The following is a 12,435-nucleotide window of genomic DNA, read 5'->3' on the forward strand; positions in this document are numbered from 1 at the left end:
CGAATTGCCGGAGGAACATAAGACGACGTGAGAGCACGTTTTAAAAAAATGGCGCCGCCATCCTCCACGTTCTCGATTTTCCAGGTGTTTCGAGAACGAGGACCAAGGGAGAGCCGGCCATTTCCAAAACACGCTCTGAGAAAAGAAATCATGAGAATCCGAAGTTAGATGCGCCTTATGGGATGTGATTCGCGTCTGGATGATAGAGTGCCTAATTCGAGTTTCCGTTCCAACGGCGAGGGGGGCGTTCGGGCAAGGTCGGGTCGGCCTTTGCAAAATAGGCGTCATCACCCAGGAGTTCATTGGCGGCTTGTTGCAATTGGCGCGAGGGCGCTACGAAGAACTTTTCGTGCGTCTCGACAATGACCTTCTGCCCCGTGGGACGGATAAAACAAAGATATAAGGGGCATTTGCCCGGATGGGCCTCAACCAGCGCGCGCACCGGCTCAAGGGTTGACGGGCTGAAATGAGCCGTGTGAAGCCGCAGGAGGACTTGTTTGGTAAATCGCCGCGGGGCGTCTTCCAGCGCCATGATTTCCTGCGGAAAAAGCTTGGGCCGCTCATCGCCGATGTTGACCTCGCCGACAACGAAAACGGCTTTGCCAACCTGGAGCAGCTCCCTGTTCTTCTCGTAGTTTTCGTTGATGCACAGGATTTGCACCGAACCTTCAAGGTCTTCGAGGGTCAATATCGAGTAAGGTTTGCCGGATTTTTTCGACACACCGTTCTGCGCCGCCGCAATCATTCCCCCGAGCCGGGTCAGCGCGCGGTTGGGTAATTGCGCGAGGGTTTTGGTGTTGGTTAGGGAATATTTCTCGAGTATAGCCGCGTAAGGCGTGAGCGGGTGGCCGGTCACATAAAAACCCAGCAATTCCTTTTCCTGCGCCAGCATTTCGTGCTCCGGCCATTCCTCGAGTGCGGTGTCGGCTTCCGGCTCCGCGGAGGATTTGTTTTCCAGCGCGCCAAACAGCGAGCTCTGGCCCCGTTGGCGGTCGGAGATGATGCCCGCCGCGCGGGTCAGTGTTCTGTCAATCTGCGAAAACAATCCGGCCCGGGTTTTGCCGAAGCCATCGCAGGCGCCGGATTTGATGAGGGCTTCTAGGACCTTGCGATTAATCGTGCGGCCATCGACGCGCTGGCACATGTCCGCCAGCGAATGGAAGGGGCCGCCCTCGTTGCGCGCCTTGAGGATGGATTCGACTGCGACTTCGCCGATTCCTTTAATGGCAGCCAGTCCGAAGCGAATCGCCATGGCAGAGGAGGCGTTTTGCCCTGTCGGTTCCGGGATGGGATGGCAGTTCGAGCCGTTGGCAGCCGCCGGCGCCGGCTGTGCCCCCGGCTTGTTTGGCGCGAAATGCACCTGGCTTTCATTGACATCGGGCGGCAGCACCTCGATGCCCATCGCCCGCGCCTCGGCGATATATTGGCTGAGCTTCTCGGTGTCCCCCATGTCGTTGGTCATCATCGCGCAGAAGAACTCGACCGGGTAATTGGCTTTGAGATACGCGGTTTGATAGGCGACGATTGCGTAGGCGGCGGCGTGCGATTTGTTGAAGCCGTAGCCCGCGAATTTTTCGAGCAAATCAAAAATCTGGTTGGCCTTGCCAGCCGGGATGTTGTTCACGCGCGCGGCGCCTTTAACAAAAATCTCGCGCTGTTTGGCCATTTCCTCGGTCTTCTTTTTGCCCATGGCGCGGCGTAGGAGGTCGGCGCCGCCGAGGGTGTAGCCGGCAAGGGCCTGGGCCGCCTGCATGACCTGCTCCTGGTACACCATGATGCCGTAGGTCTCACGGCAAATGGGTTCCAACAACGGGTGCGCGTATTCAATCTTCACTTCGCCGTGGCGCCGGCTGATGAACTCGGGAATCAGCTCCATCGGCCCTGGCCGATACAACGCGATGAGCGCCGTGATGTGTTCGATCGAGCTAATTTCGAACTTGCGGCACAAATCCCGCATGCCGCCGGATTCCAGTTGGAACACCCCCAATGTATTGGCTCTATTGAGCAGGTCGTAGGTCTTGGCATCATCCAACGGCAAATGATCGATAGGAACCTCGATACCCCTGGTCTTGTGGACCAACTCGCAGGTGTTGCGGATGACGGTCAATGTCTTGAGTCCCAAAAAGTCCATCTTCAACAGGCCGAGGTCGCCAACGGGCCCCATGGCGTACTGGGTGACAATGCCGCCGTCGTCATCCTGCTTGAGTGGGAGCAAGTTGACCAGGGGTTGATCGCCAATAACCACCCCGGCGGCATGGACGCTGGCGTTGCGCGAGAGGTCTTCGAGCGCCATGGCCGTGTCGATCAATTCGCGCGTGACTTCCTCGCTCTCATAGGCCTGTTTCAGCTCCGGTGATTGCTTGAGCGCCTTTTCCAGAGTCATTTTCAAGTCGAACGGGATCATCTTCGCCAGGCGGTCGCACTCGCCATAGCTCAAACCCATGACACGCCCAACATCGCGCACCACAGACTTGGCGCCCAGCGTGCCGAAGGTGACGATCTGCGCGACGGCCTCCCGCCCATATTTCTGCCGGACGTACTCGATAACATCCGCGCGGCGGTCATCGGCGAAATCGATGTCGATGTCCGGCGGGTTCACGCGTTCGGGATTCAAAAAACGCTCGAACAGGAGCCCATACCGGATGGGATCGACATTGGAGATTTCCAGCAGGTACGTCACAATCGAACCGGCGGCCGAACCGCGCGCAACGCAAGCAACGCCCTTCTGGTGGCCGTAACGGACGAAGTCGCCGACGATCAGGAAGTAACTGATAAACCCGGTCTTTTCGATGACCTTGAGTTCGGTTTGAAGCCGATTCATGACCGCCTGGGCCGCCGCGGCCGCTTCAGATTCTGAAAGGTTGGGGGAGCTGGACGGGGTGGCCTGCTCCCCATCTGGTTCAGTGTCCGCGGCAGTCCCCGCAGTTGAACCCTTGTCTCCATTGGCGCGCGCCGGTCCGCCTGCCGTTTCCGGCCCGGCGATTGGCGGCAGCCGCTGGGGTTCAGTAACGCGCTCGAGAACAAATTCCGTTCCCTCGACTCGCGCTTCCAATCCGTAACGCTTCTTCAAACCTTCGGCGCAAAGGCGGCGCAGGTAGCTGTCGCGCGTGAAGGGCGGGGGCGGATCGAACACCGGGTAATGGAGCGTGTTGAATTGGATTTCGACATTGCAGCGTTCGGCCACTTCGAGCGTGTTTTGCACCGCCTCGGGTTTTTCTGCAAAACGCGTCTTCATTTCCTCAGCCGAGCGCAGATAAAACTGTTCCTGGGCGTACTTCATGCGCTTGGTGTCGCTGAGCAGCGTCTGGGTGCCGATGCAAATCAAACAATCGTGGGCGTGGGAATGGCTTTTCTCGACGTAATGGACGTCATTGGTGGCCACCAGCTTCAGGCCGAATTCCGCGGCCCAGGGGATCAGGTGCCGGTTAACTTTTTCCTGCTCGGCAATGCCGTGGTTTTGCAGTTCGAGATAGAAATTTTCAGGTCCCAGCGTCTGCTTGAACCAATCGATGGAATCGCGGGCTTTGGCGAGTTGCTCTCTTTGGATGGCCTCGGGGATTTCGCTGGCCAGGCAGCCGGAGAGCGCGATGAGCCCTTCCTTATGGGCGGCCAGGAGCTCTTTGTCGATTCGGGGTTTGTAATAGTAACCTTCCAGATGCGCGGCGGTGGCGAGCCGAATGAGGTTTTTGTAGCCGGTCTCATCTTTGGCAAGCAGCACCAAATGATGATACACATCCCGTCCACCGCTGCTGCTCTTCTTTTCCAGCCGGCTGCCCGGGGCGACATACACCTCGCACCCGATTATGGGCTTGATGCCTTTGTCGCGAGCCGCCTGGTAAAAATCAATGGCGCCGTAAAGCACCCCGTGGTCCGTTATGGCCAGCGAGGGGAATTTCAGCTCGCGCGCCTTGTCCATCAGCCGGTCCAGCCGACAGGCCCCATCGAGCAAGGAATACTCGGTGTGCAAATGTAAGTGGACAAACTCCGCATGCGCCATGACATCAAATTACCGCCTCGGCTCGCGGCGGAGCAAGCACGAGATGTTCACTTTCTATTAAGAATGCGTTTTAGAATTGTAGGAGCCGACGTGAGGAGGCTGGACGAAGACTCACATTTTGATGGGTTTTTCCTATCGATCAAAGCCTCCTCACGTCGGCTCCTGCGAGGCGCTTTCAGCTCACAACGTCCACCCTTTGCGATATTCGTAATGGAGGAGCTTGTTTGCGTCCGGATCATTTGTGATTTTGAAATCGGCGCTGTCCCAAACCAGCTTATCGCCCCCGTTATGGATGCAGACGCTGCCAAGCAGGACCGCTTCAGTCAGTGGCCCCGCAAAATCGAAGTTCGAACGGGTGGGCGAGCCATGCTTGCAGGCCTCGATCCATTCTTTGTAATGGCCGATGGAACGGGGCAGCGTTTTGGGCGGTCGCCGGTAGCTCTGATCCAGCGAATGGGGCAACAGCCGCGGGTGCTCTCCGCCCCAGCCGGTGACGAGCATTTTGCCTTTGTCGCCTACGAACAGGATGCCGTCTTCGGGGTCCAGTTCGCGATTGGGCTCCAACTCGGCTGGGCGCTCCGGCAGCAGCCCGCCATCATACCAATGGAGTTTGACAGCGGGCAGTTCGCCGCGCGCCGGGAATTCATAATGGACCATCGCCGCTACCGGGACGCTTTCGGCAAAGACAGGCGTCGAGCTGGCCTGGATGGTTGTGGGCGGGCCAAGCTTGAGGGCAGAAAAGACCGGCGCCAAGTTGTGAATACCCATATCGCCCAGCCCGCCTGAACCGAAGTCCCACCAGCCACGCCATCGAAACGGCACATAAGCTGGGTTGTAAGGCCGGTATGGGGCCGGGCCGAGCCATAAATTCCAATCGAGCGACTCCGGCTCCGGGGGGGTGTCTTTGGGCCGCTCGATGCCTTGAGCCCACCACAGCGGCATTTTTCCTCGATGCGTCGGGCGGTCGGACCACACATGCGCCTCGCGGACCGCTCCAATTGCCCCGTCCCAAAGCCAGTCGTTGATCAAGCGATTGCCCTCGAATGCCATGCCTTGATTGCCCATTTGCGTTGCTACCCTGGCCTCGCGCGCCGCTTTGGCCACTGCTCGCGCCTCATACACGGTGCGCGTGAGGGGTTTCTCGCAATAGACGTGCTTGCCGCTTTTAATGGCCGCCATCGACACAATGGCATGGTTATGGTCCGGCGTCCCAATGACCACACCGTCGATGGATTTCTCCTTATTCAGCATCTCCCTGAAATCTTTGTAGCGTTTTGCCTTTGGATACTTGTTGAAAGTGTGCGCCGCGTGATCCTGATCCACGTCGCATAAGGCGATGATGTTTTCGCTGCTCATTTCGTCGATGTCGTTGCCGCCCTGGCCGCCAATGCCCACTCCGGCGATGTTGAGCTTATTATTCGGAGAGCTTTCACCAGCGCCCAACGCCACGTGGCTGGGCAGAAGCAGAAACGAACTTGCCGCAGTCGATGTGAACAGGAAACTGCGACGCGAGAGTTTTTTGTACGAGGCATTCATATTCGGGTGGTCCCCAGGGTAAATGAGAATGAGCGCGAGGACAAGTCAGGCCATTCTCAAAACACTCTTTTGTCAGACAAACACCTAACTCAAAATCAGACCGCTTCCGAATGCTATCCATTGGGGTCTGGTTAATTCTAAAGCGTGAGATCAACCAAACGACACGCTACACTTCCGATTGGCCGGACCGCCCGGCTCGCTTTTGAAATTGATGCCATGCGCGCCGAATGCAGCAGGTCAGCCCAAATCCTGATTGGCAAATTTCCTCTCGATGAAGAGGAACTCGAAGAATGCGCGCGTTTGGATGACGCCCTGGCTCGCGCCCAACGCCTGCTCAAAGGAACCATTCGCAGCGTGATGCTTTCCCGCCTGAACCGCAGGAGCCGGGCAAGGTAGCGCGCGCAGCCAGGTTCCCTCTCCCCGTCTGCGGGGAGAGGGTCAGGGAGGTGGGCCTGTTCGCTGCCAATGGTACAGCAGCTTGTCCGGCACCACCCGCACCTGCGTTGTGAATTTGAAAGGCGCCTGGCACCCGCTGCGAAAAGTCAGCTCCACGAAAAAGCCGGTCCAACCTTTCGCCGGCTCAGGCACTTTCGCCACATAAACCCCTTCGCTCTGCGGCGCGAGGTCTGAGGACTCCCAGTGCGGGCCGAAAGTTTCGAGGCGAAAATCCCGGGCATCGGGGTTGGTGGCCTGCCATAGTTTTACGGCCAAGGGTGCGGTCTGCGTCGTCACGCGAATGGCGCCGTCTTTTTCCAGTTCCCACCAGAAGCGGGGCAGGGCATCCCCATAGAGCAGGGCATGGTAACAAGCCAATATCGTTTCGGGCGCATCCGACCCTCGGAGCGAATGGTCCGTATTGGGGATGTAGCGCAGGTACTTTATTCCCGGCAGGTCCTTGAAATAAAACTGCGATGAATCCGGCAGGAAAAACTGGTCACCTGTATCGTTGATCAGGAACTTGGGCATCGTATAACGCCGGCGATAAGAATAGGGCTCCACAATGTCCATCAAGGCGTGGTATTGGGGCGTGCCGGTCCAATCCATTATGCCAAAGCGCTCATAATCCTGTATCGCCGGCGCCCAGAACCCATAAGCCGCGTAATGGTGCATAAACGAGGGCTCGATGTTCAGCAGGTCAATCACAATCGGGATAATCCCGATCACTCGCCTGTCCACCGCCGCGGTGGTCCAAGTCGTCCAGCCTCTCTTTGAGGCCCCCGCCACCACGAACTTCTCCAGCTTCAGCCCGCCGGCCTCGGGCCCGGAGCAAAACGCCGTCACCGTGTCCATCGCGCGCACCGCGGCTTTGGTCATCGGCAGGCGCGCCGGCCATTTGGCATCGCCAGTGCGTAGGAACTTATCCCACGTATAGGCGATGATTGCATCCTCCGTGCGCCTCTGGGTCTCTCCGGCGAATACCAGGGGCTGATTGGGGACCATCCGCAGTTCGGTCACCACAGAATGGGTCGCCAGCGCGATCCGAAGGAGGTTGCCATCGGCCCCTTTTGGCGGCGGCCGGTCATTGGCGCCTCCGTCAATGAACAAGAGCGACTTCGAACTTTGGACCGTCTCGGGACGCACGATGATCATCCAATGTTTCCAAAGTGGACGGTCCACCTGGTTGGTGGTCAACCAGGCCTGCGAGGTCATCTCCAGGATGAATGTGGTCTGCCCCGCGCCAGGCACGGTCTTTAGCAGGTGAAAACTATAATTCGTATCCGGCGCGGCAACATAGTCGTCCAAAGCCGTCCGTTCTTCTCGCGGCGCCGCCGCCGCGGTAATCTGTGGACCAGTCGGAGGCGCCGTCGCCGGCCTCGAGCATCCCATTGCGAGCAACAGCGCCGCAATCGCCACGACTGCGCGCCAGCATCTTGGACTTTGTTCTTTCATAATAAACCCCGTTTAACTGCTCACCTTGATCTGCCCGGCCCGATGGCGTTTCAACAACTCGATATCCGCATCCACCATCAGCCGGGCGAGGTCCGCAAAACGTGTCTTTGGCGCCCAACCCAATTCACGCTTTGCTTTGCTGTAATCGCCAATCAGCAAATCCACCTCGGCTGGCCGGTAATAGCGCGGGTCGATATCGACGTGCTCCTCCCAGTTCAAGCCCGCATGACCGAAGGCCACTTCCAAAAACTCCCGCACCGAATGCGTTTCATTAGTGGCGATGACGTAATCGTCGCCTTTATCCTTTTGCAGCATCAGCCACATCGCCTCGACATACTCCTTCGCGTAGCCCCAGTCCCGCTTGGCATCCAGGTTGCCCAGAAACAATTTCTTTTCCAGACCTGCCTTGATATGCGCCACCGCCCGCGTGATCTTGCGCGTCACAAACGTCTCTCCGCGCCGGGGTGATTCATGATTGAACAAAATGCCGTTGTTGGCGTGCAGCCCGTAGGACTCGCGGTAATTGACCGTTATCCAATAAGAAAACAGCTTCGCGCAGCCGTAGGGGCTGCGCGGATAAAAAGCCGTCTTCTCGGTTTGCGGCACCTCGCGCGCCATGCCGAACATCTCGCTCGATGAGGCCTGATAAAACCGCGGGCGAATGCCCGTCTCGCGTATGGCCTCCAGCAGCCTTACCGTGCCGGTGGCGGTGATGTCCGACGTGTACTCCGGGCTGTCGAAACTCACGCGCACATGGCTCTGGGCCGCCAGGTTATAGACCTCCTCCGGTTGAATCTTGCCAATCAAGCGCGCCACGCCGCTGGCGTCGCTCAGGTCACCGTAATGCAGGAACAGCCGGCTGCGACCCGAATGGGGGTCCTGGTAAATGGGCTCCAGGCGGCCTGTGTTGAACGTGCTGGCGCGGCGGATAATGCCATGGACCTCATAGCCTTTGCCCAGCAGCAACTCGGCCAGATACGACCCATCCTGCCCGGTGATGCCGGTTATTAACGCCTTTTTGGCCATGGCCAGTAGCTTTAGCAAGCCCCTCTCCCAACACAAGCCCGCAAATGCCTGAACGTGCAAACCGGGTTTTAAGGCACCCCTCCTTTGCGTTCTTTGCACTCTCTTGCGGCTGATAATTACCCCCTCTGTGCGGCTTTGCGCTTGCCACGACCTTTCCCCCTCTTACATTCCTCTGATGGAACAGTCGCAATTGCTCCAATACCTTCCGGTGTTGATGCTCGGGGTGCTGGCCGTCCTCTTTTCGGCGGGGATGCTTGTGGGCTCCGTTATTCTGGGCAAAAAGGGCAAGCGCCCTCCCATCAAAGACACCCCCTACGAATGCGGCATGCTCCCCGTCGGCCCTGGCAACACCCGGCTTTCCATCCGCTTTTATCTTGTCGCCATGCTCTTCATCCTCTTCGACATCGAAGTGGTCTTCCTCTATCCCTGGGCTGTCATTTACAAACAGATGCTCACGGAAAATCCCGGTGTCATCCTCGGCTCGATGCTCTCCTTCCTGGGCATCCTTTTCGTGGGCTACCTCTACGCCCTCAAAAAGGGCGCCTTCGATTGGAAGCACTGAAGGCGCCGCAAAGGGGCGATCATTCGCGGCGAAAGAACGCAAAGATCGCAAAGAAGTTGAGGGTAATCGCTCAGCCCCTTCCAAGGCCCAAGGCGCATAACGCGGTCCCCAGAGGGTTTTCCCTTCTCCCTTCTCTTTGCGTTCTATGAGTTCTTTTGCGGCATCTCCCCCCAAAATACACGGGTTTCCACCCACTTAACTCCTTCCCATTCTGGTTTATAGCAGAGCGGTTATGACGAATAAATACGTGATCAAATGGAAATCGAAAGTCAACGGACGCGCCGGCAAGGGCACCAAACTTTTCGATCTTGAACAAGCCACCCAACTCGTCGAGGAACTCAACACCGAATACCCCGACATCGACCATGAACTCCTGGCCGCTGGACCCCAACACGGCGCCGCACCCTTCCCGACGGAACCTCGGTACGAGGCACCCACACCCAACCCTGAGCAACCAAACCCTATCCACGTCCTCTCGTTTCGCCAGTAATCCGCCCTTCTTTCCTCATCCTGGCCCTTCATAATTGCCCGCCCTTGGTGTAGATTAGCTCTGCATGGATTTGCAGGAAGTCTCCAGAAGTTTCCAAACTCTCTGGGAGAACAAACCAGCCGCGATCATCTTGCTCGCCCTCGGTTTCGTGGTCTTCCTGTTCCTTGTCGTGGACACCTGGCGTCACAGGCGCCATCGCAAAAGACAACGCCCCACCGCTCAGAGGCAAAATTGGCGACCCTAAGGGGAATCGAACCCCTGCTACCGCCGTGAAAGGGCGGTGTCCTAACCGCTAGACGATAGGGTCGTTTGAGCGCCCGAAATATAATCCTCAGCCGCTTTCTGTCACGTAAATAGTATCCTGTTGCTTTATCAGCCTGCTTTGTCTTAGGTTTCACGCGGCTTAGACATGAAGATATTCATCGATGGCAAGTATTTTAACGAAGCGGACGCCCGCGTCTCCGTCTTCGACCACGGCCTGCTTTACGGCGACGGCGTCTTCGAGGGCATCCGCGCCTATAATGGCCGCGTCTTCCAGCTCAATGAGCACATCGACCGCCTGTTCGCCTCCGCCAAGGCCATTTTACTCGGCATCCCCATGTCCCACGCCGCCCTCATGCAAGCCGTCATCGAGACCTGCCGGCGCAACAAACTCCGCGACGGGTATATCCGCCTGGTCGTCACCCGCGGCTGCGGCACCCTCGGCCTTAACCCGAACCGTTGCAAAAATCCCTCCGTCATCATCATTGCGGGCAAGATTCAGCTCTACCCGCCCGAGCTTTACGAAAAGGGAATGGCCATTGTCACCGTCCCGACGGTGCGCAATCTGCACAGCGCCTTGAATCCCGCCATCAAATCGCTGAATTACCTCAACAACATCCTCGCCAAAATCGAGGCCAACAACGCCGGTTGTGAAGAGGCCCTCCTCCTCAATGCCGAGGGCTTTGTCGCCGAATGCACGGCTGATAATATCTTCATTATCAAAAACGGCGCCTTGCTCACCCCGCCCCTTTCCGCCGGCGCTCTCTACGGCATCACCCGCCGCATTGTGCTCGATATCGCCGAACAGTCCGGCCTCAAAATCGGCGAACCCAACCTCACCCGCTACGACCTCTTTAACGCCGATGAGTGCTTCCTGACCGGCACCGGCGCCGAAGTCCTGCCCATCGTTAAAATCGATGGCCGCCCGATCGGTCCCGGCAAACCCGGCCCCATCACCGCCCGCCTGGTGGCCCAATACCATGCCTTGACGAAAGTCTCCGGCGAGCCGATATACGAGTAGAGATTTTATGTTGTGCTGCATCTGCAAGGAAAAAGAAGCCAAGGTCCACCTGACCCAGATCGCCGAAGGCAAAATGCAAAAGGTGGACCTGTGCGAAGAGTGCGCCAAGACCAAGGGCGTCAACGACCCCACCGGGTTCTCGTTGGCCGACCTGCTCCTGGGCCTGGGCGCCGCGCAGGAAATCGAACAGGCCGCCGGGGGCGCCGAACTCAAATGCCCTCGCTGCGGCTTCACCCAGGCTGACTTTAAAAAGGCTGGCCGCCTGGGCTGTCCCGAGTGCTACAAGACCTTCGCCGAACCTTTGGAAGCCCTCCTCAAAAGCATGCACAAGGGCACCCGCCATACGGGCAAAATCCCTGAATCCTTCCGCCACACCCGCGACCTCTCCGACCGCGTCCGGCTCCTGGAAAAACGCCTCAACAAGGCCATCCAGGACGAAGACTTCGAGGAAGCCGCCATCTTGCGCGATGAACTCAAGCAGGCCAAGGCCCGCATCACCACCTCCGCTCCCAGTTAATCATGGACCTCTACCAGTTCCTCACCCCGCCGGCCGATACCGCCCGCCGCAAAGGCCCCCACGACCGCATCGTCATGTCCAGCCGCATCCGCCTCGCGCGCAATATCAAAGACGCCGCGTTCCCTGGCTGGGCTAAAAAGCCCGAACGTGTCCGCGTCCTGGAACTCATCCGCCCGGCCATCGAAGGTCTGCCCGAAATGAAAGATTCCTTCTCGGAGGCCATGGATACCTTGACCACACTGGAAAAGAATATCCTGGTCGAACGCCACCTCATTAGCCGCGAGCACGCTGCCAAAAGCGCCGGCAGCGGCATCGTCCTCAATCACGACGAAACCCTCTGCGTCATGATTAATGAAGAGGACCACCTCCGCATGCAGTCCCTCCGCCATGGACTCCAGCTTCGCCAGGCCTGGGCCGCCATCGACCAGGCAGATTCCGCCCTCGAAAAAAAACTCGAATTCGCCTTCAGCCCCGAGCTGGGCTACCTCACCGCTTGCCCAACCAATATCGGCACCGGCATCCGCGTCAGCGCCATGCTCCACCTCCCGGGCCTGGTCCTGGCCGAACAGATCAACCCCATCATCCAGTCGGTCAATAAACTCGGCCTGGCCGTCCGCGGCCTTTATGGCGAGGGTACCGAAGCCCTGGGCAATGTCTTCCAAGTGTCCAATCAGATGACGCTCGGCGAGTCCGAATCCGCCATCGTCGAGCGCCTCGAAAAGGTCCTCGCCCAGATTATCGAGCATGAGGAAAACGCCCGCGCCACCCTGCTCGAGAAAAAGCCCAAGGTCGTCTTCAACCATATTGGCCGTGCCTATGGTATTTTGGCCAATGCCCACAGTATTTCCTCGAAAGAAACCATGAACCTGCTATCTTTGATGCGATTGGGCGTCGATTTAGGCCTCTTTCCAGGCATGGACCGCTCGCTGGTTGATGAGTTATTCATTCTCACCCAGCCGGCCCATCTCCAGAAACAGCATTCTGAGAAACTTTCTGCCGAGGAACGGGACTTGCTCCGCGCTGATATGGTGCGCGAACGCCTTAAACCTATCAGCCGCCCGGTCGCCAGGCCACCCGCCCCGCCGGGCGGCGGATTGGACAAACAGTAGAATTGGCTGCATTTTGATCAGTAGTA

Annotated in this window: 11 protein-coding genes and 1 tRNA gene; 6 read left to right on the forward strand and 6 right to left on the reverse strand. The window is 58.2% G+C overall.

The features are described 5' to 3' along the window. Positions 1 to 211 precede the first annotated feature (211 nt). The gene (locus tag VG146_09780; protein HEV2392639.1) at positions 212 to 3,997 is read right to left on the reverse strand and encodes a DNA polymerase III subunit alpha; all 3,786 of its coding nucleotides are present in this window, start codon (positions 3,995 to 3,997) and stop codon (positions 212 to 214) included. Between the two features lie 180 nt (positions 3,998 to 4,177). After that, positions 4,178 to 5,533 carry a Gfo/Idh/MocA family oxidoreductase gene (locus VG146_09785; GenBank protein HEV2392640.1) on the reverse strand — a complete coding sequence of 452 codons (1,356 nt, stop codon included), beginning with the start codon at positions 5,531 to 5,533 and terminating at the stop codon, positions 4,178 to 4,180. 144 nt (positions 5,534 to 5,677) lie between these two features. Between VG146_09785 and VG146_09790 the strand changes: the two genes are divergently transcribed. After that, positions 5,678 to 5,929 (forward strand): hypothetical protein, encoded by a 252-nt coding sequence (locus VG146_09790; protein ID HEV2392641.1) that lies wholly within the window; start codon positions 5,678 to 5,680, stop codon positions 5,927 to 5,929. 42 nt (positions 5,930 to 5,971) lie between these two features. Here VG146_09790 and VG146_09795 read toward each other — a convergent pair whose 3' ends face one another. Then, a complete protein-coding gene (locus tag VG146_09795; protein ID HEV2392642.1) occupies positions 5,972 to 7,423 on the reverse strand; it encodes a PhoPQ-activated pathogenicity-related family protein in 1,452 nt (483 codons plus the stop codon). Between the two features lie 12 nt (positions 7,424 to 7,435). Continuing rightward, positions 7,436 to 8,449 (reverse strand): GDP-mannose 4,6-dehydratase, encoded by a 1,014-nt coding sequence (gene gmd, locus VG146_09800; GenBank protein ID HEV2392643.1) that lies wholly within the window; start codon positions 8,447 to 8,449, stop codon positions 7,436 to 7,438. Positions 8,450 to 8,624: 175 nt separating this feature from the next. On the opposite strand from gmd, the gene ndhC reads away from it, so the two are divergent. After that, positions 8,625 to 9,011 carry an NADH-quinone oxidoreductase subunit A gene (gene ndhC, locus VG146_09805; GenBank protein HEV2392644.1) on the forward strand — a complete coding sequence of 129 codons (387 nt, stop codon included), beginning with the start codon at positions 8,625 to 8,627 and terminating at the stop codon, positions 9,009 to 9,011. A gap of 232 nt (positions 9,012 to 9,243) precedes the next feature. After that, positions 9,244 to 9,501, forward strand: coding sequence for a hypothetical protein (locus VG146_09810; GenBank protein HEV2392645.1), 258 nt, complete (start codon positions 9,244 to 9,246; stop codon positions 9,499 to 9,501). Between the two features lie 28 nt (positions 9,502 to 9,529). Here the strand turns inward: VG146_09810 and VG146_09815 are convergent, their stop codons facing one another. Both VG146_09815 and VG146_09820 read right to left on the reverse strand, forming a co-directional pair. Continuing rightward, positions 9,530 to 9,730 (reverse strand): hypothetical protein, encoded by a 201-nt coding sequence (locus VG146_09815; GenBank protein ID HEV2392646.1) that lies wholly within the window; start codon positions 9,728 to 9,730, stop codon positions 9,530 to 9,532. A 3-nt stretch (positions 9,731 to 9,733) separates the two neighbouring features. Continuing rightward, positions 9,734 to 9,808 (reverse strand) — tRNA-Glu (locus VG146_09820). A 102-nt stretch (positions 9,809 to 9,910) separates the two neighbouring features. Between VG146_09820 and ilvE the strand changes: the two genes are divergently transcribed. Genes ilvE through VG146_09835 form a run of 3 tightly spaced genes read left to right on the forward strand, consistent with a single transcriptional unit; the run spans position 9,911 to position 12,409 of the window. Next, complete coding sequence (gene ilvE, locus VG146_09825; GenBank protein HEV2392647.1) at positions 9,911 to 10,783, forward strand: branched-chain-amino-acid transaminase; 873 nt, start codon at positions 9,911 to 9,913, stop codon at positions 10,781 to 10,783. Between the two features lie 7 nt (positions 10,784 to 10,790). Then, positions 10,791 to 11,300, forward strand: a complete 510-nt coding sequence (locus VG146_09830) for a UvrB/UvrC motif-containing protein (protein HEV2392648.1) — start codon at positions 10,791 to 10,793, stop codon at positions 11,298 to 11,300. A gap of 2 nt (positions 11,301 to 11,302) precedes the next feature. Beyond that, entirely contained in the window at positions 11,303 to 12,409 is a 1,107-nt protein-coding gene (locus VG146_09835; GenBank protein ID HEV2392649.1) for a protein arginine kinase, read from the forward strand. Positions 12,410 to 12,435 lie beyond the last annotated feature (26 nt).

Source organism: Verrucomicrobiia bacterium, from assembly GCA_035946615.1.
Lineage (GTDB): Bacteria > Verrucomicrobiota > Verrucomicrobiia > Limisphaerales > UBA8199 > DASYZB01.

Excerpts from the sequence above, each read along its gene's own strand:
- VG146_09780 (HEV2392639.1), bottom strand. The coding sequence starts at position 3,997 with ATGGCGCATGCGGAGTTTGTCCACTTACATTTGCACACCGAGTATTCC.
- VG146_09785 (HEV2392640.1), bottom strand. The coding sequence starts at position 5,533 with ATGAATGCCTCGTACAAAAAACTCTCGCGTCGCAGTTTCCTGTTCACA.
- VG146_09795 (HEV2392642.1), bottom strand. The coding sequence starts at position 7,423 with ATGAAAGAACAAAGTCCAAGATGCTGGCGCGCAGTCGTGGCGATTGCG.
- gmd (HEV2392643.1), bottom strand. The coding sequence starts at position 8,449 with ATGGCCAAAAAGGCGTTAATAACCGGCATCACCGGGCAGGATGGGTCG.
- ndhC (HEV2392644.1), top strand. The coding sequence starts at position 8,625 with ATGGAACAGTCGCAATTGCTCCAATACCTTCCGGTGTTGATGCTCGGG.
- VG146_09810 (HEV2392645.1), top strand. The coding sequence starts at position 9,244 with ATGACGAATAAATACGTGATCAAATGGAAATCGAAAGTCAACGGACGC.
- ilvE (HEV2392647.1), top strand. The coding sequence starts at position 9,911 with ATGAAGATATTCATCGATGGCAAGTATTTTAACGAAGCGGACGCCCGC.
- VG146_09830 (HEV2392648.1), top strand. The coding sequence starts at position 10,791 with ATGTTGTGCTGCATCTGCAAGGAAAAAGAAGCCAAGGTCCACCTGACC.
- VG146_09835 (HEV2392649.1), top strand. The coding sequence starts at position 11,303 with ATGGACCTCTACCAGTTCCTCACCCCGCCGGCCGATACCGCCCGCCGC.